This is a genomic window from Streptococcus sp. KHUD_018 (assembly GCF_054861215.1).
Map to the genome: position 1 here is coordinate 1170139 of NZ_CM142176.1, position 22628 is coordinate 1192766.

Sequence of the window (22628 nt, forward strand, 5' to 3'; positions counted from 1 at the left end):
TTCTCCTTTATTCTTTAATAATAATATAAACACCAGCCATGACAACAAGCGATGTAATAATGGTCACCATATCGAGTGGTGTACCTAAAAGCATTGCTGAGAACAATACTGTCCAAACGACATAGCTTACGTTCAAACCAGTTGCTTTTGCTGGTTGTAGCCGATTGATTGCAATGTAATAAGCCAAATAAGAAATCATATTACATGCTGCAAAGACTAACATCAAACCCAGCAATTGTCCATCTGCTACTTCTGCAAATGAATGATGAGAAAAGAGGACAATGACAAGGTATGACAAGAATGAGGTTACTTGTCGGATTAACAAGGCTTCAATTTCACTTAAATCACTTTCCATAGCATAGGAGCTGAGAACACTTTCACTCCCCCAGGCAATGGCACAGATAAGGGCACAAAGAATCCCAATGTAAAACGAATTAACTTGTTCAACCTTGTAGGTTTGAGCAATGATCGCTGCAATAATCAAGAAAACACCGAATACTGTATTCTTTGAAACCCTGTGTTTCAAAATGAAGAAGGCTAGAAAAACTGAAACTGCTGGGTAAATAGCTGATACAGATGAAGCTAGTGAACTACCGATATATTTAACCGCATAAAGATTGGCCTGCATACCTATTGGTCCTGCTAGTAAAGCTCCGATAATTACACTTACATTTCGAATATTTAAGAAAATCGAAAGACGAACTTTTCTTTCTTTTACCAAAAGAAAAGCTAACAAGATAAAGATACTCAAGAAATCATGAGCAGCAGCCACCACAAAAGGTGAAAGATTTGTAAAAATTGAAAAGATATAAGCACTAATTGTTAGACCTAATCCCCAGAAGATACCAGAGAGCAGACCAAAGGAAACACCATTTTTATTCTTCATCCTAACCTCCATAATAAGTCAAACCTTCGACAGCTCTTTGGTAACGATTGACACCGTAATCTCCAAAATCAGCCCCTTGAGCTTCTTTGTACACTGTCCACAAACTCCAGATAGTATCTTGCAAGATTTTATAGATACGAATTTTCTCACGTGATACAGGCGTTTTGTCACTTTCATAGTAGGAAAGGAAATCATCTTCCTCTTGCTTTGTAAATTCAGACTCTAAGAAAAGAGCTGCCAAATCCCACATTGGGTCATTCATGGAAGAGTATTCCCAGTCAATCAAATACAAGCGACCTTGAGGTGACTCGATAAAGTTTTCTGGAACCAAATCGATATGACAAGACTTTCTGTCAACACCCAAATCAGCCAATCTCTTTTCGAGTGAAAATACTTCTTTTCTCACGGCTTCATAGTTGGCGTAAGGGATATTCCCCTCAATCAAGGATTCGTATTTTTTGATTTCTTCAAACGGAGCAAACTCTCCTCTTAGCTCTTTACCAGATCCATGAATGGTCTGTAGAATCGGGGCAATCTTTTCAAATTTGGTCTTGATTGATGTTGAATCAAGAGTTACTGCTGATTCGATGTACTCATTTACCTTGATTCCTGACTCAATATCAAAAAGATAATTCTTGACATCAAGATTCAAATCTTTCAACAATTCAAGATTGTATTTTTCATCTTGACGATTGATGAGCTTTTCGGTTCCTTTTCCGAAGAACTTAACAATATAGGGTTTAGAAGTTGTTTTAACCAAATAATTCTGATTGGTCATGCCTCCTAGCTGTTCAACACTAAGGACTTCCTCTTCATCAGATAGCAAAGAAGAAATTTTTTCTTTGATTAGTTTCTCCACAATTAACCTCCATCTCCTACACTTCCCACTTAAATACTGTTTTAAAAGCAGTATTTAGGTCTGTAGCAAAGACACGGTGAATGTCCTTGATTTCTCTCACCGGTTCTTCGATATAAAGGATATTTTTCAGACGATTCGCAAACTTTTTGACTTCCATCATTTGAATTGCATTTTCAAAATCAATCCGTCCTGATCGTGATGAACCAACCAATAATAAACCTTTTTCTAAAGCATCTCGTGTATTGATATCGACCTTGTACTCGCTCACTCCCATCATGAGAATCGTTCCCTGAGGGCGAATGTAACGAATCAAATCATTGATAGCTGGTCCTGTTCCATCGCCACCACAACATTCAAATCCATGATCAAAGGTCAGATCCTCGGGAATATTATCCGTGATGTAGCACTCTTTTGCAAAAGAGAAGAGCTCCAATTTTTCCCAATGACGACCAATCACGATAATCTCTGCTTCTGGTAGAGTGTAATTGATAATATTAGCAACCACAAAGGCCAAACTACCATCTCCGATAACAGCGATACGCTCTCGTTTGCTGTGGGCAAGATTTAAGAAGCGATTCATAGCATGCATACCCACACTCACAAACTCGGTAATGGCAGCAACTGTGTCTTCGATGTCATTATAAGACACAACACGATCTTTCGGAAGAGAAACAAACTCTCTCATAAAGCCATCATAGCCACTAGATAGGAAGTAGGTTCCTGTCATGTAGTTCTCGTAGAACTCCTTGTCACTCTGCATAGGCGGTTGATTGGGAATCATAACTACCTTTTGACCGACTTCATAAGTCCCAGTCGGATCTGAAATAACAGTTCCACAAGACTCGTGAATCATGGCCATAGGAAGTTTTCTAGCCAATATCTTTGGATCACGTTTCCCTTGATAGTAACGTTGATCCGCATGACAAACCGCCATATAATTTGGACGAATCAGGATATGATTCTCCTGATCAATGTCCTCTTCTTGGTATTTTACATTGATAAACTTTGGTTTGGTCAGTTGATAAATTTGATTAATCATAGCCTTAGTCTTTCTCAATCATGCTTTTTGCGATTTTCAAGTCTGTCACAGTTGTGATTTTAAGGTTTGAATATTCCCCTTTAGCTAGAGCAACATCTTTTCCTTTGATAACAAAAATCTTACATGCATCTGTCAGGATTTCCTTTTCTTGGTCAGATAGGGAGCCATACAAATCCATGAAATCCTTGCAGCGGAAGGTTTGAGGTGTCTGACCTTGATAGAGGTGAGCACGGTTTGGAATATCTGTGATAAATCGGCCATTAGTGCTTTCAACAATGGTATCAACTGCTTCTACTACTGTATCAACTGCATCATGATTTTGGGCGAGTTTGATATTGTCCTGAATCATTCGAAGTGTAATAAATGGACGAACAGAGTCGTGGGTAATCACGATATCTTCTGGAGTAATTGGACGGTAGGCATCAATGGCTTCTATAATCTTCTCGATACTGCTATTACGATCAGCACCACCCTTGGTAATGATGATACGATCCTTATGGAGAGAGAGGTACTTGTTAACTAAGTCCTCAGCGTGTGATACCCAATCTCCATGAACTCCAACTACAATTTTTTCAATGCTTGGCTCCAAGACAAATTTTTCGATTGTGTGGATTAAAATGGGACGATCACCCAACTCTAAAAATTGTTTCGGTAAATTACTGATTCCCATGCGTGTGCCAGTTCCTCCGGCTAGGATTCCTGCATAGATCATATATTTTCTCCTTTATTTATTCTAAAAAACTCATTATCATCTATTATATCACAATCTGCCCTTATCATGAAGAAAAGATAGAGAGTCATTTAGTTGAATTAACTCACTATTTCGCCCCAAAGGTGAACAATACTAAGCTAAATCTGGAATGATCATAACAAATTAAAAAATAGAATTAAGTTATTCTCTAAATTATCCGTTTAACGTTCGGTTAATATAGAGTTTTTTAGAATATAATACGAATCTTAAAGAAAACTTAAAATTACTTTTAAGAATACAAAAATAAGCTAGGAAACTGTTCAAATTTGTCTACACAGCTACAGCTCCTAACTTTCTTGCTTTTATCTATGATTATGGAATAGATTACTTTTCCTGATCTTGGTCACCAGCTCCTTTAACTGCCTTTTTAAACTCAGACAGCATTTTACCAATTGATTCACCCAGTTCTGGTAAACGTTTTGGTCCAAAGATTAAGAGTGCACCTAGAACGATGATAATCAATCCTGGAGCACCGATATCACGTAAGATTCCCATTCTTTTCTCCTTTCATTTTTTTCTTTATTATCCTCTTGCTAATTGCAATACTAAGCTCATAGAGCAAGATTAAAGGAATTGTCATGGCTAGATCGCTAATAAAATCAGCTGGTGTCAAAATAACAGCGAGTACCAATAAAATAAAGTAGGCATAACGTCTATAGGTAACTAAGAGCCCTGGTCCAATCAAGCCAATCGTCGTTAAAAAAGCGATGATGACTGGCAATTCAAAGATGAACGCCAAAGGGATAGTTGTTTGAAAAACAAAGTCTAAGTAGTTCTGCGCTGTTAATTGAGTTTCAAATAATCCTTCCCCAAGTCCTAAAAGAACTTGAAGTAAGGCTGGTGTCACAAAGTAGAATCCAAATGCCAGACCAAGTATGAAGCTAATAAAACTAGCTGGAATATAGACAAAGATTGCTCTTGCTTCTTCTATTTTCAACCCCGGTTTGATAAAACTCCAAATCTGATAAACTGTAAAAGGTAGCGTAATGGTAAAGGACATTAGGCTCGCTAAGCGCAAATAAATCCACAGAATGTCATTTGGACCTAATACAATCAACTTTTGATTAAAGGACTGAGTCAGGTAGCAATAAAGCTGATCAGCAAACAATAAAGCTCCGCAGAAAACTATAGAAAAACAGACTATAACAGCAATGAACCTCTTTCTAAATTCTACCAGATGTTCAACGATTGTCAATTCTTTTGTATCCATCTACTTTTCACCCTGTCTCAATGTGACAGCCAAAACAATTATCAAGAAGACTAGCTGACTTCCTAAACCTTCCCAACTTGGATAGATGCCCAATAGGTCGATAGTTGGGAAACTTGATAGCAGGTGATTTGGTGCCATATTTGTCAGCTGCAGAGCATGCACACTAACTCCAAGCATCTTGAAAGCCAGAGCATAAATCATCCATGTCAGGATAAAGAAGACCTTATGAGGTAGGAAAAATTGACTCGCCTTGTTCATCAGAAATGCGATAACTAGCAAGACGAACAAAGCTAGAGAAATACCTAGAATAAAGTCAAAACTAGATATTCTCGGTAACATCCCTACGTAAAATAGAATGGTCTCTGCCCCTTCACGGAAAACAGCTAGAAAACTAAGAGCAAACATAGAAATGAATGAACCTGTCTTGGTCACAGTTTTTATCTGTGAATCCATAAAGTCATTCCATTTTTTGACCGAGGATTTACTATGAAGCCAAATACCGATAACAATCATCATCACTACTGCGAAAATACCAACAGCACCTTCGATAATTTCGCGATTGGCACCTGATGTCACAGCAGGAAAGGCAATTTGTAATATAAATGCAATCACTAGACTCGCAGCGATACCTGTTAGGGCCCCACCATATACCCACTTGAGTCCTTTGCGCATCTTGGCTGCTTTTAGTGTTGTGACCAAGGCCATGACGATTAAAAGAGCCTCTACTCCTTCCCGTAGGAGAATAAGCATGGCATCAAAAGCATTGTAGGTAGCACTAGTGTCAATTTGAGATAAATCTGCAATCAGTTTTTCTAATTTTTCTTGATATTCCTTCTCACTTCCCTTGACCATGATTACAGGACTTTCGCTTTCGACTCGGGTGTAGAGGGAAGGATTGGTCGTACTAACAGAACCTTCAACAGTTGGCCATATAGTAATAAACTCTTTCATGGTAGCCGTCCCTGCCGTTGGGTTTCCAGCTTTAAATTCTTCCAAGGCTTTTTTGAGAAGCTCAATGCCATCTTTGAGACTTAGATTGGAGGAACTTGTCGCCACTTCTTTGCCAGCTACGAAATTATCAATGGCAGTTTTTAAGTCATTAAAAGAAGACTGGATAGCATCATAATCTGTCGGCTCCATTTCAATACTACTGCGTAAGAAAGAGATAGCAGTTTCTACTTGACCGTAATGAGTTGTACTGTTGTCGCGGACGACACTTTCATTGAGTGTCCAAGTTGAATTCATCTTTTTATAGGCTTCTCGGACTTGCTCTATGTTTTTGGAAGAAATTGCCTTATCCAAAGTCTCAAAACGTGGTCTTAAGCGACTGACAAGCTTTTCCTTTTCAGCATCAAGATCTACTGGATTTTGCTCTTTTTCAAAAGCTAGAAGGGCAGAGGAGATCTGTGTCAGATTTTCTTCACTAATCTCCCCTGACAGAGCAAGTTTCTCCTTGACAACCTTTCCAGTATCCGAATCAGCATGTTCTACTTTTTCAAAATCCGTCGCCATTTCTCTAACTAGGGCCTTGGCTTCTTCCTGATTTCCATTTTTTACAGCCTGAGAGGCATCGGTAATCTTTACAAAATAGGAACTCAGACTTTCCTTAGCACTAACAGGAGAAATAGCTAACAAGAGAAAAAACAAAGTCAAAAAACAAATACTAGTCTTCCAATAATTTCTGACCAATATAGCCTCCTTTCTCTACTCCACCAAAGCAGGCAAAAAGACCGCTACCAATGTGGGTTACATACTCATTCATCTTGTCTGTAGCTCCGAGGTTGGTTTGAACCTTGACAAAATGATCAGGATCCTTTTGGAAAGAGATAAAGAGTAAGCCTGTGTCAAATTGTCCAGTCTTTTCATCAATACCATCTGAGTATGAATAGGATCGTCGTAAGAGTGGCTTATCTACCTCTTTGGCTAAACGAACATGCGAATCATCTGGTAAAAGACTCAAATCCACTTCATCAAACTCATTCTTCTTACCAAAGGGAGCGCCACTTTCTTTGTAGCGACCAAAGGTATTTTCTTGCTCTTCAAGATTGGTTCGATCCCAGGTATCGAGAAACATCTGGATGCGACGAACGGCCATATAGGAGCCATTTTCCATCCAATCCTTGCTGTCAGCCCAGACAACACGATCAAAATCCTTCTCTTTGGTTACATTAGCAGTTCCATCCTTGAAACCAAAAAGGTTACGTGGTGTCTCAAGACGATCTCCAATAGCAGCAAATCCAGATTGGCTCCAACGGAGAATCACCGCATTTCTCCCTTTACGGATAAGGTTGCGAATAGCATGAAAAGCAACTTGCTCGTCATCTGCACAGGCTTGGATAACAATATCTCCCCCAGTATATTTTTCACGTAGTTGCTCTTTTGGGAAGGGAGGTAAATCCTTAAAAAGTTGAGGACGTTTTTGCTCTAATTTCATCTTTTTTAGGAAACTAGCAGACACACCAAAAGTCAGCGTTAAACGATGAGGATTTAGCCCCACGGTTTCTCCAGTGTCACTAGGTGGCAAGAGAGCATTCTGACCATCTTTTTTGACCAATTCTCCTTCTACCAACTTGCTACTATAATCTGTCCAATCCTTAAAAAGCTGGATAATCTTATCTTTATCTATCGTATGCAAATCTAGGACAACAAAATAGATATTCTTCTGCATAGGGGTCGTGATACCCGCTTGGTGTTTCCCATAAAAGTCAATTTTTTCATTACCGTACGAGATTTTTTCCTGTTTGTCTAGCTTAGGCGCTAAAAAAGCGGAGGCACCAGAGAGACCAAGTGCTAGACCAGCACCTCCAATACCCGCTTTTTTTAGAAATTCTCGACGGTCCATTTTTTTCTCAAAAAACTTTTCGTCTTTCTTAGTCATACTGCCTATTCTCCATCAAGAAATTTGCCCATTTGTGATAGAGGTTCACCAAGTTTCGTCACGGCTTCAGCCAATTCTTTGGTGTCTTCTTTTGTTAAGTCTGTATAGAGTTTGTAGTGCTCCTTGTCTGTCATATGTTTGTCCAACAAGCTATTAACAGATTTGAAATCAGCTTCTAATTCTTTAACTAGGTCAGCATCTGATTTTTCTAGTAAAGGTTTGAAGAGTTGGAATATCTTTTCAGCTCCCTCGATATTAGCGCGGAAGTCGTACAAATCTGTATGAGAGTAGATTTCCTCTTCACCCGTAATCTTGCTTGTCGCCACTTCATTGAGCAAGTCAACTGCTCCAGTCAACATAATCTTGTGATCTACTTCAACAGTCGCTACCTTAGCCTTCAACTCTTTGATATCATTGACAAGCTGATCTCCATAACTTTCGGTCCCCTTAGTTGTGTTTTCTTCCCAAAGGATACGCTCGATACGGTGGAAACCAGACCAACCTTCCTCGGTCTTATTTTCATCCACATAGTCTGCTAGACGAAAGTCAATCTTAACATCTGACTCACCAAAACTCTCAGCGATTGGTTCTGAACGTTCATAAGCCATACGAACAAGTGGATAAGCTTTCTTGGCTTCCTCCAGTTTTCCGTCTTTTAAAAGCTGGACAAATCCTTCTGTATCCGTTAAGAGTTTGTCAATTTGTCCTTGAACAAAAGTCTTATAATCTGCGGTTGCCTTATCAAGTAGTTTTTGTTTGTCATCTGATAAAGCTGTCACCTTAGAGGAATCATTTGTCTCGGTTGATTTTTCAAAACGGACTGCACATGCTGTCAATAGCAAGGCTGAAGATAAAAGGACAACACCTAGTTTTTTCATTAGTTACTCCTATTGGTTCAGGAAGCCTGAATTTATTTTACGTTCCATTATAACATGCATTCACTCATTTTTCAATAAATTGTCAGAAAATTTAATATTTGAGAATTTGAAGTAGCATTTTTCGGCAAAATTAGAAAGGGCTTAAAAATTAGAATCGTAGAACTTTTTTCAGATAGTTTAAAAAGTTTGTATTCCCCTACTCTTTTCTCTATAATGGAGAGAAAGGAGATGACTATGACTGAAATAAAACATGAAATTGATGCAAACTTTGCAGGACGACTCAATATCCTGCGCGCGGGTGTTCTCGGTGCCAACGACGGGATTATTTCCATCGCTGGAGTCGTTATCGGTGTTGCTAGTGCGACGAGCAATATCTGGATTATCTTTTTATCAGGATTGGCGGCTATCCTCGCTGGTGCTTTTTCTATGGCCGGTGGCGAATATGTCTCTGTATCCACTCAGAAAGACACGGAAGAAGCCGCTGTTGCCAGAGAACAGTTGCTCTTGGATAAGGACATCGAATCTGCAAAACAATCCCTCTATGCTGCCTACCTTCAAAATGGTGAGTGTGAAACGTCCGCCCAACTCTTGACCAACAAGGCCTTTTTGAAAAATCCTCTCAAAGCCTTGGTAGAAGAAAAATATGGAATAGAGTACGAAGAGTTTACCAACCCTTGGCATGCTACTATCTCTAGCTTTATCGCCTTTGTACTGGGAAGTCTTCCTCCCATGCTTTCAATCATCGTCTTTCCAAGTGACTATCGCATTCCTGCTACTGTTTTTATCGTTGCCCTTTCCCTTCTCATCACCGGCTATACCAGTGCCAAACTAGGCAAAGCTCCTACGAAAACCGCTATGATCCGTAACCTCTGTATCGGACTTCTCACCATGGGAGTAACCTTCCTCTTAGGACAACTCTTTAGTATCTAAGATAAAAGAAATACCTCGACCAGCATCGAGGTATCTTTTTTACATTTGCACAATCTTGCGATAGCTTCTTGAGGTAATCATAAAGATCAAAACGTAGACGATGAGGAAGATGCCACAGATGGACAAAGTGACAGTCAACATCATGGTTGCATCTAGTACCCCAATGACTTTTAGGATGAGGCTAAGCATATGATAGGCAAAGGCAAGGTGTAGGAAAGCAAAGAGCAATGGGAGGAAGAAAACAGTTAGGACCTGTTTATTAATGGTTTGCTTGATTTGCTTTTGATCGAGTCCAACCTTTTGCAAAATGATAAAGCGTTCACGGTCTTCATAGCCCTCAGAGATTTGTTTGTAGTAAATAACCAGGACTGTTCCCACCATAAAGATGATAGAGAGGAAGATACCGATGAAGAAGACACCGCCAAAGAGAGCACTCATCTGCGCACTACTATCAGCCAGATTACTTCCATAAACATAGCTTCCTTCTTTGCTTAATTCTCTATTAAAATCATCAAGGAATTTTGAATAGTCATTGGCAAGCTTGAGTTGCTCTTCCTCGCTAGCCGTTACGTTCATACCACCGTAGTATTGATTAAAGATGGAAGAATTAGGATACTGGTCAAGAAAGGCTTGTAAGTCAGGAACAACCAGATAGTTATAGTCCGAAGTTAGAATATTGTACTGATTTGGGACATGTTCAAGAATAAAATCTTTTTTGATTTCTTCCTTTATTGTATAGGTCTGGTCATTTAGAGTCAGTTCTTTCTGTCCTTGAAGTTCTTTGTTTTTAGTAAACAATCCAACTTCCTTTCCTGAAAGTGCAAGTTTCTGACCCGTCATATTCTCATAGTCTTTTTGGTCAAAGACCATAAAAATAGTTTTCGGTTGAACACGATTTTGACCTTTCTCAAAAATTGTCAATTTCGTACCTTCTTGGTTTGCTACACCAAAGCTACTGTATGTAAGGACTTCTTTCTTTGTGACAGTCAATCCCTTATCACTAGCATACTGGTCTAGGAGTTTATTTATGTCTTCTTTTTCAACATTCTGTCCTGTAATTCCAAAATCATGTGGATTCATGACTTTCTTGAAAGTTTCAGAGCCTTTAAAGATACTCGTTGCAGCAGACATAGTCACCAAGACCATGGTTGAAAGAATAGCAATCGTTGCCAGACCAACCGCATTTTTCTTCATACGAAAAATGAGATTGGATACAGAAATCATGTTGTTAGGTTGGTAATAGTAACGCTTGTTTTTCTTCAAGATTTGTAGGAATACTGTAATCCCTGCATTGAACAAGAGGTAGGTACCAAAGATTACCAGTAAGACCGCTACAAAGAAAATCAGCACAGCATTAAGTGGATTTTCAACGGTAACTGCTAGGAAATAGCCAGCTCCCATACTAATCAAACCTAGAATGGTTTGAAGACCTAAGAAACGTCCTTTTTTCTCACCACTGACTTTTTCACGAGAGAGCTGAAGAGCATTCATGCGGGCGATGCGAAAGGCATTGATAAAAATCAAACCTAGGAAAATAGCGCCAAAAACGATAAGAACTAGGATAAAGACTATTGGTTGGAAGGTTGAAACGAGCTCCACCTTCATTTTCATCAACTTCAGAAGAAGGGCAAAGATTAGCTTGTCAAAGAGAGCTCCTAGGCCAAGACCAGCTGTCAGCGTTAAGGAACCAAAAATAAGAAGCTCCTTAAAAACCATACTGATCAAATGGCGCTTTTCAAGACCCAGCATACCATATATACCCAGCTCTTTGGAACGGTTCTTCATGACAAAACTATTGGCATAAAGGACAATAATTCCAGAAGCGATGGTAACAACCACCATACCGAGAGCCAGGGTCATAGAGATAGTTTCTCCCCCTCGAATCTTGCCAATATTAGGGTTAAGTGTCAATGAGTAAAAGAGATAAGTGATGGTCACAGCTAAGAGAACAGCTAAAGCAAAGGGATAGTAGAGTTTGCGGTTTTTAATTAAGTTCGAAACCGCTAACTTATTGGTCAATCGAAACATACTAATTCACCTCACTTGCCATAACAGTCAAGGTATCAGAGATTTCTTGGAACATCTGACGTTCTGTTTTCTCTCCACGGTAGATTTGGTTATAGAGAATTCCGTCCTTGATAAAGAGAACGCGCTTGGCCCTGCTGGCTGCAGCTGTAGAGTGGGTTACCATGAGAATGGTTTGCCCTCGCTCATTGATTTCATCAAATACATCAAGTAAGGCTGCAGATGACTTGGAGTCAAGGGCCCCTGTTGGCTCATCGGCAAGGAGAATTTCAGGCTCGGTAATGATGGCGCGTGCTACTGCTACCCGCTGTTTTTGACCTCCTGAGATTTCATAAGGGTACTTCTCTTGCAATTGGTTGATACCCAAATTTTCAGCGGTTACTACCAATTTCTTCATCATCTCCGTGATAGGTTTGCGTGATAAAACTAGCGGAAGCAAGATATTGTCCTTCACAGACAGGGTATCTAGCAAGTTAAAGTCTTGGAAGACAAAGCCTAATTTTTCACGACGGAAACTCGAAGCTTGTGAATTTTTAATGGTTGCTGTGTCTGTTCCGTTTAGGTAAACCTGCCCGCGAGTTGGTTTATCCAGCATAGCCAGGATGTTGAGCAGGGTTGACTTTCCTGAACCAGACTCTCCCATGATGGCAACGTAGTCACCCTTTTCTACGGTAAAGTGAATGTCTTTGAGGGCCTCTACTTGGTTGCCTTGGAAACGTGTTTTGTAGATTTTTTGAACGTGTTTTACATCTAAAAGTGTCATGATTTTCTCCTTCTTAATATCCCATCAATTGAAACTGTGCTTGCATCATAGCGCATCCCAGTTGAACACGCTCGATGTCTTTTTGACTTGGTTTTCTTGTTTTCTTTTGTAAGATTCTTTTCATGATGTTGCTCCTTTGTTCTTTATGAGTCTAGTTTATCGTAAAAAAAGGCGGCCTGCCATAACCTAACCTTACAAAAGAGACTTTAATCTTACATTTTTGTAAGATTGAGGAATTTTTTTGAAAATAGCTACTATAAGAAGTCCTGCCATTGCTTGTTTTATTCTTAAAATAATAGTAAAATTAAATTATGAAAAGGCTTTCTTTAACATCTTTTAAAAGAATTGGCTTTCTGCTAATTATTTTTTAAAGTGCTAAACTATCATTCGTATCACTGCTATAAGGAGGGAGGTTCAGCCCCTCTTTTTAGAAAGAGGTTCCTATGAAACGTGTTTTTCTCTTCATCAGCAATCTTCTTTTAACTTTCTTTCTCATTGCCACTCTGTCCTTTTGGAAGGACTCTCTTCCACAAATCCTGTTCCCGGGTGCAGCAGTATTAAGTGGGCAAGCAGATTATTCTACCGTTAAAGAAGAATTAAATAGTCTTGCTAAAGAACATAATAGTCTTATCGCAAGAACCATTTGGGAAGTAGATAGTGATGGAAAATCACAAACTTACTACGAAGTTTTTGGAGATGGGAAACTTCCAGACTGGATGCCTCAAGCAAGTCAAGAAAGTATTCACAAGAGCGATCTTCTCAACAACTACAATATTATCAGCGGATCCCTAACTAGTCAAGAATTGGCTACTCATCTGAAAGAACTTGGACTAGAAAAAGCGAATGCATTTGAAAATGATAGAGTATCCTTCGTACTGGCCATGTTTACCCAACCTAATCAGCTTACCAGTATGTTAATCTTTTTGCTGACTTTCTTAGCTTTGATTGTTATTGGCCAAATTCAATCTCTCTCTCAGTCAGGGATTCGATTGATTTCTGGAGAACGACTGAGCCATCTCTTCTTTCGTTCTCTCGCAAAAGACGGACTTGATATCCTTCTTTTTGGTCTACCTGCTTTGCTGATAGCAAGAGTCTTGCTCATTTCCCTAGGATATCCTTATGAGGTTCAAACTTTTTTAGGAATACTTTTTATTCTTTACAATAGCCTACTTTTCTTACTTAGTCTCCTAATTGCCATTCTTTTTACCATTTCTTTGAAAAAAGTTCATCTCCTCTCTATCATCAAAGGAAAATTACCAATCAAGTCAATTCTACGCATTCTCTACTTTGGTCAGGTACTTGCCATTCTACTGGTTATTGTAGGATTTGGACGTATGTCTACTTACTATCATATCCTTGAGAAAAATGAGGCTGGACAAGCTACTTGGGAACAACGCTCCAATGTTGTTACTCTTCAAACAGGGCGTTCCAGTCAGATGAAAAATTTAGATGAACTGCAGACAAATGCTGATAAATGGTTTGACTTTATTCAGCATGCTATAGATAATGAGAATGCTTTCCTTATTAAATATAATCTAGTTGAGCAAGCTCTTAAGCAAGCTACCTCAAATCATAATGAAACTGAAGATAACCCTTATGGTGTGGAAGGAAAAAATATTCTCTATGTAACACCTGACTACTTCAAAAAAGAAGGTATAGAGTTAACATCAGAAACCTTTCAAAAAATCAACACCCTCAAAGATGGACAGATCCTTGCCATACTCCCAGAAGAACTACAAAAAAATGAAAAAGATATAAAATCAACCTTGCAACAAGAGTTAACCAACCGATTATACAGTAGCAAGTCTAATCAAACTGTCGAAGTTAGTATAGCTTATACCAATCAAAAAAATGATGTATTTCTCTATAATACCGCCCATATTGCTTATGATCAATGGTTATCAAATCCCATCTTTCTTGTGCTTTCTCCTAAAGCACTTGGCAAGGCTTCCTCCATCTTCTGGTTTACAAATCTAGAATATCTCTATTTTACAGACCTCCACCAGACACAAGAACTTTTGAAACACTATCAACTTGATCATATGGTCTCAAAGCTATCGTCTGCTAGGGAAACCTATCTCCAGTTAAATCAAAAAATTAAAATCGAAATTTTTAGTAACTTAGCGAGTTCTATGTTTGCTATTTTGACTTCAATTTTGCTGTTTACAAGTTTAAATCTGCTCTATTTTGAAGCCTTTCGCAAAACCATATTCTTGAAAAAAATAGCAGGCTATTATTTCTTTGAATTACACAATAGATATATCACTTCTCAAATAGCAGCTCTCTTTCTCGGAAGTGGTCTAGCTTTCATTATTTCTAAGAATATCTGGATTACCCTGATCCTATTTTTCAGCTTTTTAAGTTTAGCCGTTCTTCTATTGAAGATCTTTGATAAGAAGGAAAGCAAAACCTATGTTAGTATTATCAAAGGAGGATAGCATGATTGAATTGCAACATATTTGGAAACAATTTGGTTCTCGTATTATTTTTTCAGACTTGAATCTGAATTTTCAAAGTGGTATGGTGTATGCTTTGATAGGAGACAGTGGTTGTGGAAAAACCACTTTGCTCAATATGCTTGCAAAACTAGAGACTTTCGACAAAGGAGAAATCGTTTACAAAGAAAAGTCTTTGACTTCACTAAAAAATGAGGAATTCTATCGTAACGAGCTAGGTTATCTCTTCCAGAACTTCGGACTATTAGAAAGTCAGACCATTCGAGAAAACCTTGAGCTGGGACTGATTGGTAAAAAACAGAGCAAGAAACAAGAAAAAGAGAGACTTCTTCTTCAAGCACTACAAGCTGTCAGACTAGATTATCTAAGTCTCAACCAAAAAATCTATGAATTATCTGGTGGTGAAGCTCAACGCGTAGCGCTTGCTAAGATTATCCTGAAAGATCCTCCTTTAATTTTAGCCGATGAGCCTACCGCCTCGCTGGATCCAAAAAATTCCAAGGAAATTATGGAAATTCTCCTTGAACTTCGTAATGCTAATAGAACAATTATCATCGCAACTCACAATCCTAGTATTTGGAAAATGGCTGATCAGGTAATTCATCTCTCTCAAGATGGAAAAGAATATACTTAAATATCAAAATCCCTTGTGGCTAAATAACCACAAGGGATTTTCAGTCATTTATGCTACTTCTTTTAAGTAACATAGTGCAAATAATAAATTTTCCCTGTTAAATATCACCAAAACCATCCATCATTGTCTTCAATGGCTTGGGCTTCCTTGCGTTTACGTGGGCCTGTTCCGTACATTTCGGCTTCAATCTCTTCCTTAGTTGGCAGGATAGAGGCGAGGATAATGTAAATAATCACGCCAATCCCAAAATTTGATATGGTAAAAATGGCGAAGAGAAAGCGGACTAGGGTTACATCAAGTTTCCACTTGTCTGATAGGCCAGCTAAAACTCCTGACACCATACGATTTCGTCTCATTTTATAAAATTTTGTATTCATGATTTGTTCCTCTTTCGGTATTCTTACAAGTAGTATAGCATAAAACGAGACCAAGAACATCAGTCCTTAGGCCGATTTAAGATGACGAGTTTACCTCGGCAGATGCCACATCGATAGCGCTTGGTATCAATCCTTCTCTTGCGTTGATAGCTTTGCTGGCAAGATTGGCACTGATAGACTAGGTAGGCACTTTGAGTTTGTGTTTTCAAGGGCGGGACATAGCGCAGTCCATCAACTTCTTTCAAAAGTTCCTTAAAATCTCGGTCCTTGTGGCGATAACCCTTTTTCTCAAAATAAAGGTGATAGTGACAGAGTTCATGGCGCACGATTTTGCGAAAGACTTCCAAACCTAGTTCATTATAAACCTTGGGATTAAAGTCCAAATGCCCATCCTTGGGGAAAAATCGGCCACCTGTCGTTCGCAGACGAGAATTCCACTGGGATTGGTGCGTGAAAGGTCTACCAAAGTCTTCTAGGGAAACAGACTTAACGTACTCAGTCAGATTCATCTGGAGCTAGGAGCGACAGATTGACTTTTTCACGTTCAGTATCGATTTTCTTGACCCAAACTGTTACCAAATCTCCGACTGAAACCACTTGGCTGGGATGTTTGATAAATTTACGACTCATATGAGAAATATGTATCAAGCCGTCCTCGTGAATCCCGATATCAACGAAGGCACCGAAGTCAACGACATTACGCACCACACCTTCCAGCTTCTGGCCGACTTTTAAGTCTTTGATATCCAAGACATCTTGACGAAGAACTGGAGCATCAAAAGAGTCACGGAAATCACGACCTGGTTTGAGAAGGTCAGCAATGATATCTTTAAGGGTTTCTGGGCCAAGTTCTAGTTCTTGCGCCATTTCCTTGACAGAAAGGGACTTAAGCTTGTTTTGTGCTTCTTCATTTAAGTCCTTGATATCCAAGCGTTTGAAGAGCTCCTTGACTGCACCATAGTTTTCTGGGTGAACTCCAGTATTATCGAGGATATTGCTACTTTCCGGAATACGGAGGAAACCAGCTGCCTGCTCAAAGGCTTTGGCACCGAGACGAGGAACTTTCTTGATTTGAGCGCGTGAAGTGATTTTTCCTTCTTCCTCACGGTATTTGACGATATTTTCAGAAATGGTTTTATTGAGTCCAGCTACGTGGGAAAGAAGAGCTGGGCTAGCTGTGTTAACATTGACACCGACTTGGTTTACCACGGTATCGACGACAAAGTCCAGGCTCTCAGATAGTTTCTTCTGGCTGACATCGTGTTGGTATTGACCGACACCGATTGACTTAGGATCGATTTTGACCAATTCGGCAAGGGGATCTTGCAAACGACGGGCGATAGAGATAGCCGATCGTTTTTCAACGGTCAAGTCTGGAAACTCCTGACGAGCAAGGTCGCTAGCAGAGTAGACAGAAGCACCACTTTCATTGACGATAACATAGCTGACTTCAGGAAAATCTTTCAGAACTTCTGCCACAAAGGCTTCACTCTCACGGCTAGCCGTTCCATTTCCGATAGCAATAATTTCTACGCCATACTGTCCAATCAAATCTGCCAAATCTTTCTTGGCTTCTTCGATTTGACGAGCTGATGCAGGTTTGACAGGATAGATGACTTGGGTCGTCAGCATTTTTCCTGTCGTATCAACGACTGCCAGCTTGGCACCTGTACGAAAGGCAGGGTCAAATCCTAGAACCACGCGCCCTTTCAACGGAGCAACCAAGAGGAGATTGCGCAGATTGTCAGAAAAGAGTTGGATAGCCCCTTCTTCCGCTTTCTCAGTCAATTCTGTCCGAATACGGCGCTCGATAGCAGGCAAGACTTTTTTCTTAACAGATTGCTGAACCACTTCATCAATATAGGCATTCTTCACCTTGAAACGAGCAGCAAAGAAAGCTAGGATACGATCCGTCGCGTGTTCAAAACCAACTTTCAAGATGCCTAATTTTTCCCCACGGTTGAGCGCCAAGGTACGATAGCCCTGCATGTTGCCAACTGTCTCTGAGAAATCATAATAAATCTGAAAAACTTGTTTTTCATCGAGACTTTCATCCTTGACTTGTGAAGTGATTTTAGAGTGTCTCAACACTTCCTGATAAGTCATAGCACGTAGATTGACATCTTCAGATAGGGCTTCTACCAAGATATCAACTGCCCCAGCCAAGGCTTCTTGACCTGTGGCAAATCCTTCACAGACAAACTTCTCAGCTTCTTTCTCTAAGTCAGCTACATTCTGCAAAATCAAGCGGGCAAGAGGAAAGAGTCCTGCTTCACGGGCAATGGTTGCCTTGGTCCGACGTTTTTCCTTATAAGGAAGATAGAGTTCTTCAACGTCTGCTAATTTCTCAGCTGCCAGGATAGCTTCTTCCAATTCCTTGGTTAGTTTGCCTTGTTCTTGTATCTTAGTCAAGACAGCTTCCTTGCGGTCATTGAGATTTGTCAGACTTTTATCCAAGTCGATAATGGCCTTAATCGCCACCTCATCCAAACTACCAGTCATGTCCTTACGATAACGCGCGATGAAGGGAATCGTCGCCCCTTCTGCTGTTAAACCTAGAACGGTATCGATTTGCTTTAAGGTTACACCCAAATCTTGGGAGATTTTTTCATATTTTTTATCCATAAAACTATTATACCATAAGGAACAGCCCTTGTTTCCCCTTACCTATTTTTACCTCTTTGATTATCAAAATAATCCCATTTCCACAAAATAATAGTATAATAGAGGTAGAATTTAGAAAAGAGGTAAGCCCATGGCTGTTAAATTTACAAAAACGGATGACTTGGACAAGATGTTTGAAGAATTTGCTAAACTTCCTGACTTAACACAAGTCACTTTCCCAGATAATAAAGACAAAAAAGAAAAAGTTGAGAAGAAAAAATAGATGACGATTTTTCAATCTCTTCCTCCTAGCATCTTACAAGCGGGAGCTATTTTTCTCTCTATCATCATCGAATCCCTTCCTTTTGTTCTGATTGGGAGTCTCATTTCGGGGGTGATTGAGGTCTATATCACACCTGATAAAGTTTATGAGTTTCTTCCTCGCAATCGTTGGGGAAGAATCTTTTTTGGTACCTTCATTGGCTTTCTCTTTCCTTCTTGTGAGTGTGGAATCGTACCGATTATCAATCGTTTTCTGGAAAAGAAAGTCCCTAGCTACACAGCCGTTCCCTTTCTGGTGACTGCTCCCATCATCAATCCTATCGTTCTTTTCGCTACCTATTCTGCCTTTGGTAATTCCTTAAAAATTACCTTCTTGCGATCTCTGGGAGCTATTGTGATTGCTTTGGTTCTGGGGATTTTCCTAGGATTTTTCTGGAAGGAACCCATTCAAAAAGAGAATTCTATTACTTGTCATGAACATGACTTTTCACACTTGACTCCTGCTAGAAAAGTCTTTCAGGTCTTTATACAAGCTATTGACGAGTTTTTCGATATGGGGCGTTACTTGGTCTTTGGTTGTCTCTTTGCAGCTATCGTACAGGTCTATGTCCCAACTCGGATCCTGACCTCTATCAGTGCTAATCCAGTCCTTGCGATTCTCTTGCTCATGTTTCTTGCCTTTCTCCTCTCACTTTGTAGCGAGGCGGACGCCTTTATCGGAGCTTCTCTCCTCTCGAGCTTTGGCCTAGCGCCAGTCCTTGCTTTTCTGGTCATTGGTCCCATGCTTGATATCAAAAATCTCCTCATGATGAAACACTATCTAAAAGCACGCTTCATCTGGCAATTCATGGGCATCGTGACAGTGCTTGTCTTGCTTTATTCTTACATGTTGGGGGGGGTGCTATGATCCGATTTATCATTCTACTAGGTTATTTTGCTCTGACCCTTTATCTGCACCTATCTGGCAAGCTCAGTCACTACATCAACCTCCACTATTCCTATCTAGTCTATATCTCCATGCTCCTTTCTCTTCTATTGGCTCTGGTCCAATTCTATATCTGGATCAAGAAAATCAACTCTCACAGCCATATTGAAAGTCGTCGAGCTAGACGAATCAGCATCCTTTTACTGTCACTACCCCTATTGATTGGAGTTGCCTTTCCGACAGTAAGTTTGGACTCGAAAACCGTATCTGCCAAAGGTTATCATTTCCCACTTGATGAGGGAATTGACACAGCTATTCAGGCAAGTGAAGGAACATCCAGTCAATACCTCAAACCCGATACCAGTACCTATTTTTCCAAATCTGCTTATGAAAAGGAAATGAGGACAACAGCTGATAAATATCTATCCCAGCCAACCATTCAGGTTACAGACGAAAACTATATGGAGGTCATGGAAGTTCTCTATGACTATCCTCAAGAGTTTGAAGGGAAGAAAATCGAGTTTACAGGCTTTGTCTATAACGATCCTAGCCATCCAGATAGCCAGTTCCTCTTTCGCTTTGGGATTATCCACTGTATCGCAGACTCTGGTGTATATGGACTCTTGACCAAGGGGAACTCACGCCAATATCCTGACAATACTTGGATCACCGCTAGAGGAACCCTGACCCTCCACTACCATAAAGAACTCAAACAAAAACTCCCAATACTGGAAGTTGAGAGTTTCACAAAAGTAGACAAACCAGAAAATCCCTACGTTTATCGTGTGTTTCAATAAAAAGTGACTCAACAACAGACAAATTACTTTTTAAAGTAGCTTGTCTTTTTTGTTCTCCTAGTTCAACAAAATCAAAATCAACACACAACCTTTCAAACAATAGAAAAAGTCCCAAGAAATAAGATTTCTCGAGACCATAAAAATGTTAACAAGATAGGGTTGACAATCATCACATATCATAGCTTAACTGCAATAGAGTTGTGATAGAAAACGTTGATTTACTAGAAAAAATAAAACTCATATTAAACTGAATATTTCAGTTTCTTACTGGCATAAAGCTATTTGAGTTTAATTTAACAACCTCTAACCTCTATTAACGCCACCAAATGCTGAACCAAAAACGGAAGTAGAATCCTAAGAACATAATGTGCACCTCCTTTTAAAAACGTTTTTCCATCTCAACTATATTATATATTTTCTTGTGGAGAATTGCAAATTTTTTCAGTCAAATTACTAGCTTTTTTCAAAAAAATATGATAAAAGACAAAATTTTATATTAAAAATAGTTATTTACTTTCGGTTTCTGTAAAATGAAGACATAATATAAATGCACTAAGTACCATAACTGGATTTTTTCTGTCAAACTTTTGAGGCTAGTTCATAACTTCCAGTTGTTGAAATTAGGAACTAGCCTCTTTTCTGCGCCATGAATCTCTGCTTTTTACTGTTTTTCTTCAGCTCAGTTGGACCACTTCTCATTTTGTAATAAAGCTCTTACCTCATCTGCTCCAATTTTATCCTCAGCTTTTTCAAAGAGTTGAATTGTAAAAACTTCACCAAAACAAAGAAGGCTGTTCGTTTATTGGCGTTGGCAAAAACATGCTTCTTTATCAATTGGACAAATAATATTGTTGCTTTATCAAAAATTGTTGGATAAAGAGGCTTGCCAAAAACAAATTGTTCTGGTAAGTTCACAATCATATTTAACGCTGAAGGACTAACTGTTTGAATTTGCTCATTTGGAGAATACCGTTGAATTGCTAAAGCATTGATTTTTTCAATTTGCTTTTCTGTTAGATAGACTATCATTTTTCCACCAAAGCTTTGAAAACATCGTCGTATTCATCAAAAATTGTATCCAATTTTAAGTTAAAGACATCATCAGAAACATAAGAGACCTGATGATCCAATTCTTCCAGAGATTTTTGAATTGCTAATTGTGATTTTGCTCTTTCTATCATATATTCAATATTTATTAGAGGATTCACATTTCCTCTAGTCTCTTTTCTTTGGTTTTAAAGTTATGAATATCACTATTTTAACAGATTTTCAATCAACCTTCAATTATGTTTCTTTCTATTAAAATTTCTTTCAAAAATAAAAAAGCAAACACAAAATATGGTTCACTTTTTTAAACTTTTCTACTCTCCATCCTTCCAGTTCCGAGCAATCTCTTCGTCTTTCTGGAGTTGGTCTACCAGTTCCTCTACGGAGTCAAATTTGACCATATCGCGAACACGGTCCAGCCAGTAGACCATGACTGTCTCACCGTAAATATCGTCTGAAAAGTCGAAAATATTAACTTCAAAGCGTGGCTCTTCTCCATCAAAGGTGACATTTTTACCGACGCTCGCCATGCCACGATATCTTTGCCGTTGCACCTCGACATCGACTACATAGACACCATCTGCTGGCATGTAGGTTCGATCTCTTAGAACCAGATTGGCTGTTGGATAACCGATAGTACGCCCACGAGCATTTCCATGAACGACCATCCCACGAGATGGGAGTGGTGTGCCGAGCAGATGATTGACTCCCTTGACATCTCCATCAAGAATAGCCTGACGAATCCGTGTGGAACTAATCTTGCCCTTTTCGTCCTCGACCGGAGGAACAATGATGATCTCTCCATCAAAATAGTCCTTCAGGTCATCTGCAGTTTGCTTATCAGAGCCAAAGGTATAGTCAAATCCTGCCACAATGATAGCTGGTTTTAAAGCCTTGATATAGGTATCAAAGAATTCTTGACCCGTTAAACTAGCAAATTTGCTACTAAAGTCAAGTAAGAAGAGAGCCTCTACTCCATGCCACTTCATCTTGTGCTCCCGTTCCTCATGATTGACGATATGGAGCATGAGCTCAGGTTGGTAAGGTTGCAAGGCAAGTTTTGGCGACTCTGTAAAGGTCATCACGACAACTGGCAGATAATCCTTCATCGAGGCCTTGCTAGCCACTTCAAAAAGTTTCTGATGCCCCTTGTGGATGCCATCAAAATAACCTAGTACAAGGACTGTTTTACCTGGTACTGCAATATCTTTTTCGTTCTTAATAGGTACTGTTGTAATCATGAAACTATTATATCATAGAGCAAGTCTTTTCGCTAAGAGGAAATCC

21 protein-coding genes and 2 pseudogenes are annotated in these 22628 nt (G+C 39.3%); 6 read left to right on the forward strand and 17 right to left on the reverse strand.

The window, feature by feature from the left end:
• Nucleotides 1-7: 7 nt before the first annotated feature.
• The 9 genes from ACVBD2_RS05955 to efeO all read right to left on the reverse strand — a co-directional run bounded on the left by ACVBD2_RS05955 (nucleotide 8) and on the right by efeO (nucleotide 8501).
• Entirely contained in the window at nucleotides 8-886 is an 879-nt protein-coding gene (locus ACVBD2_RS05955) for a DMT family transporter (RefSeq protein WP_461685384.1), read from the reverse strand.
• A 1-nt stretch (nucleotide 887) separates the two neighbouring features.
• The gene (locus ACVBD2_RS05960; protein ID WP_461685385.1) at nucleotides 888-1745 is read right to left on the reverse strand and encodes a phosphotransferase; all 858 of its coding nucleotides are present in this window, start codon (nucleotides 1743-1745) and stop codon (nucleotides 888-890) included.
• Nucleotides 1746-1761: 16 nt separating this feature from the next.
• A complete protein-coding gene (locus tag ACVBD2_RS05965) occupies nucleotides 1762-2784 on the reverse strand; it encodes a ribitol-5-phosphate dehydrogenase (RefSeq protein ID WP_461685386.1) in 1023 nt (340 codons plus the stop codon).
• Between the two features lie 4 nt (nucleotides 2785-2788).
• Nucleotides 2789-3496, reverse strand: coding sequence for an IspD/TarI family cytidylyltransferase (locus ACVBD2_RS05970; RefSeq protein WP_461685387.1), 708 nt, complete (start codon nucleotides 3494-3496; stop codon nucleotides 2789-2791).
• A 363-nt stretch (nucleotides 3497-3859) separates the two neighbouring features.
• A complete protein-coding gene (locus ACVBD2_RS05975) occupies nucleotides 3860-4030 on the reverse strand; it encodes a twin-arginine translocase TatA/TatE family subunit (protein WP_000512108.1) in 171 nt (56 codons plus the stop codon).
• Nucleotides 4014-4745, reverse strand: coding sequence for a twin-arginine translocase subunit TatC (gene tatC, locus ACVBD2_RS05980; RefSeq protein ID WP_461685388.1), 732 nt, complete (start codon nucleotides 4743-4745; stop codon nucleotides 4014-4016). The genes ACVBD2_RS05975 and tatC overlap by 17 nt, the downstream gene beginning before the upstream one ends.
• On the reverse strand, nucleotides 4746-6434 hold the full coding sequence (locus ACVBD2_RS05985) for an FTR1 family iron permease (RefSeq protein WP_461685389.1): 1689 nt from the start codon (nucleotides 6432-6434) through the stop codon (nucleotides 4746-4748).
• Entirely contained in the window at nucleotides 6409-7623 is a 1215-nt protein-coding gene (efeB, locus tag ACVBD2_RS05990; RefSeq protein WP_247944116.1) for an iron uptake transporter deferrochelatase/peroxidase subunit, read from the reverse strand. The genes ACVBD2_RS05985 and efeB overlap by 26 nt, the downstream gene beginning before the upstream one ends.
• A 5-nt stretch (nucleotides 7624-7628) precedes the next feature.
• Nucleotides 7629-8501 carry an iron uptake system protein EfeO gene (efeO, locus tag ACVBD2_RS05995; protein WP_125426159.1) on the reverse strand — a complete coding sequence of 291 codons (873 nt, stop codon included), beginning with the start codon at nucleotides 8499-8501 and terminating at the stop codon, nucleotides 7629-7631.
• 234 nt (nucleotides 8502-8735) lie between these two features.
• Here efeO and ACVBD2_RS06000 point away from each other — a divergent pair, with 234 nt between their 5' ends.
• Complete coding sequence (locus ACVBD2_RS06000) at nucleotides 8736-9431, forward strand: VIT1/CCC1 transporter family protein (protein ID WP_461685390.1); 696 nt, start codon at nucleotides 8736-8738, stop codon at nucleotides 9429-9431.
• A 39-nt stretch (nucleotides 9432-9470) separates the two neighbouring features.
• Here the strand turns inward: ACVBD2_RS06000 and ACVBD2_RS06005 are convergent, their stop codons facing one another.
• Entirely contained in the window at nucleotides 9471-11459 is a 1989-nt protein-coding gene (locus tag ACVBD2_RS06005) for an FtsX-like permease family protein (protein ID WP_461685391.1), read from the reverse strand.
• Between the two features lies 1 nt (nucleotide 11460).
• On the reverse strand, nucleotides 11461-12219 hold the full coding sequence (locus ACVBD2_RS06010) for an ABC transporter ATP-binding protein (RefSeq protein WP_000173370.1): 759 nt from the start codon (nucleotides 12217-12219) through the stop codon (nucleotides 11461-11463).
• A 443-nt stretch (nucleotides 12220-12662) separates the two neighbouring features.
• On the opposite strand from ACVBD2_RS06010, the gene ACVBD2_RS06015 reads away from it, so the two are divergent.
• A complete protein-coding gene (locus ACVBD2_RS06015; protein WP_461685392.1) occupies nucleotides 12663-14657 on the forward strand; it encodes a DUF1430 domain-containing protein in 1995 nt (664 codons plus the stop codon).
• A 1-nt stretch (nucleotide 14658) separates the two neighbouring features.
• On the forward strand, nucleotides 14659-15309 hold the full coding sequence (locus tag ACVBD2_RS06020; RefSeq protein WP_125453490.1) for an ABC transporter ATP-binding protein: 651 nt from the start codon (nucleotides 14659-14661) through the stop codon (nucleotides 15307-15309).
• Nucleotides 15310-15413: 104 nt separating this feature from the next.
• Here the strand turns inward: ACVBD2_RS06020 and ACVBD2_RS06025 are convergent, their stop codons facing one another.
• From ACVBD2_RS06025 to ACVBD2_RS06035, 3 genes are read right to left on the reverse strand one after another with little or no spacing between them, the layout of a single operon-like run.
• A complete protein-coding gene (locus ACVBD2_RS06025; protein ID WP_084948680.1) occupies nucleotides 15414-15686 on the reverse strand; it encodes a PspC domain-containing protein in 273 nt (90 codons plus the stop codon).
• Between the two features lie 59 nt (nucleotides 15687-15745).
• Entirely contained in the window at nucleotides 15746-16195 is a 450-nt protein-coding gene (locus tag ACVBD2_RS06030; protein WP_461685393.1) for a SprT family protein, read from the reverse strand.
• A complete protein-coding gene (locus tag ACVBD2_RS06035) occupies nucleotides 16182-18311 on the reverse strand; it encodes a Tex family protein (protein ID WP_461685394.1) in 2130 nt (709 codons plus the stop codon). The genes ACVBD2_RS06030 and ACVBD2_RS06035 overlap by 14 nt, the downstream gene beginning before the upstream one ends.
• 130 nt (nucleotides 18312-18441) lie before the next feature.
• Between ACVBD2_RS06035 and ACVBD2_RS06040 the strand changes: the two genes are divergently transcribed.
• From ACVBD2_RS06040 to ACVBD2_RS06050, 3 genes are read left to right on the forward strand one after another with little or no spacing between them, the layout of a single operon-like run.
• Entirely contained in the window at nucleotides 18442-18573 is a 132-nt protein-coding gene (locus ACVBD2_RS06040; protein WP_125415907.1) for an SPJ_0845 family protein, read from the forward strand.
• Complete coding sequence (locus ACVBD2_RS06045) at nucleotides 18574-19479, forward strand: permease (protein ID WP_084976215.1); 906 nt, start codon at nucleotides 18574-18576, stop codon at nucleotides 19477-19479.
• Nucleotides 19476-20294: a TIGR03943 family putative permease subunit gene (locus ACVBD2_RS06050; RefSeq protein ID WP_461685395.1), complete on the forward strand. Its 819-nt coding sequence runs from the start codon at nucleotides 19476-19478 to the stop codon at nucleotides 20292-20294. Before ACVBD2_RS06045 ends, ACVBD2_RS06050 begins: the two co-directional genes overlap by 4 nt.
• A gap of 747 nt (nucleotides 20295-21041) precedes the next feature.
• Here ACVBD2_RS06050 and ACVBD2_RS06055 read toward each other — a convergent pair.
• The 3 genes and pseudogenes from ACVBD2_RS06055 to ACVBD2_RS06065 form a co-directional block, all read right to left on the reverse strand.
• Nucleotides 21042-21323 (reverse strand): annotated as a pseudogene (locus ACVBD2_RS06055) (type II toxin-antitoxin system death-on-curing family toxin); the annotation flags it as partial.
• Nucleotides 21320-21430 (reverse strand): annotated as a pseudogene (locus ACVBD2_RS06060) (AbrB family transcriptional regulator); the annotation flags it as partial. The pseudogenes ACVBD2_RS06055 and ACVBD2_RS06060, both read right to left, overlap by 4 nt.
• A gap of 225 nt (nucleotides 21431-21655) precedes the next feature.
• Entirely contained in the window at nucleotides 21656-22582 is a 927-nt protein-coding gene (locus tag ACVBD2_RS06065) for a bifunctional riboflavin kinase/FAD synthetase (RefSeq protein WP_461685396.1), read from the reverse strand.
• Nucleotides 22583-22628 lie beyond the last annotated feature (46 nt).

Coding starts and splice junctions, on each gene's coding strand:
- tatC (WP_461685388.1), bottom strand. CDS start 4,745: ATGGATACAAAAGAATTGACAATCGTTGAACATCTGGTAGAATTTAGA.
- ACVBD2_RS05965 (WP_461685386.1), bottom strand. CDS start 2,784: ATGATTAATCAAATTTATCAACTGACCAAACCAAAGTTTATCAATGTA.
- ACVBD2_RS06005 (WP_461685391.1), bottom strand. CDS start 11,459: ATGTTTCGATTGACCAATAAGTTAGCGGTTTCGAACTTAATTAAAAAC.
- ACVBD2_RS05970 (WP_461685387.1), bottom strand. CDS start 3,496: ATGATCTATGCAGGAATCCTAGCCGGAGGAACTGGCACACGCATGGGA.
- ACVBD2_RS06065 (WP_461685396.1), bottom strand. CDS start 22,582: ATGATTACAACAGTACCTATTAAGAACGAAAAAGATATTGCAGTACCA.
- ACVBD2_RS06035 (WP_461685394.1), bottom strand. CDS start 18,311: ATGGATAAAAAATATGAAAAAATCTCCCAAGATTTGGGTGTAACCTTA.
- ACVBD2_RS06050 (WP_461685395.1), top strand. CDS start 19,476: ATGATCCGATTTATCATTCTACTAGGTTATTTTGCTCTGACCCTTTAT.
- efeB (WP_247944116.1), bottom strand. CDS start 7,623: ATGACTAAGAAAGACGAAAAGTTTTTTGAGAAAAAAATGGACCGTCGA.
- ACVBD2_RS06010 (WP_000173370.1), bottom strand. CDS start 12,219: ATGACACTTTTAGATGTAAAACACGTTCAAAAAATCTACAAAACACGT.
- ACVBD2_RS05975 (WP_000512108.1), bottom strand. CDS start 4,030: ATGGGAATCTTACGTGATATCGGTGCTCCAGGATTGATTATCATCGTT.
- ACVBD2_RS06025 (WP_084948680.1), bottom strand. CDS start 15,686: ATGAATACAAAATTTTATAAAATGAGACGAAATCGTATGGTGTCAGGA.
- efeO (WP_125426159.1), bottom strand. CDS start 8,501: ATGAAAAAACTAGGTGTTGTCCTTTTATCTTCAGCCTTGCTATTGACA.
- ACVBD2_RS06015 (WP_461685392.1), top strand. CDS start 12,663: ATGAAACGTGTTTTTCTCTTCATCAGCAATCTTCTTTTAACTTTCTTT.
- ACVBD2_RS06000 (WP_461685390.1), top strand. CDS start 8,736: ATGACTGAAATAAAACATGAAATTGATGCAAACTTTGCAGGACGACTC.
- ACVBD2_RS06020 (WP_125453490.1), top strand. CDS start 14,659: ATGATTGAATTGCAACATATTTGGAAACAATTTGGTTCTCGTATTATT.
- ACVBD2_RS06045 (WP_084976215.1), top strand. CDS start 18,574: ATGACGATTTTTCAATCTCTTCCTCCTAGCATCTTACAAGCGGGAGCT.
- ACVBD2_RS05955 (WP_461685384.1), bottom strand. CDS start 886: ATGAAGAATAAAAATGGTGTTTCCTTTGGTCTGCTCTCTGGTATCTTC.
- ACVBD2_RS06030 (WP_461685393.1), bottom strand. CDS start 16,195: ATGAATCTGACTGAGTACGTTAAGTCTGTTTCCCTAGAAGACTTTGGT.
- ACVBD2_RS06040 (WP_125415907.1), top strand. CDS start 18,442: ATGGCTGTTAAATTTACAAAAACGGATGACTTGGACAAGATGTTTGAA.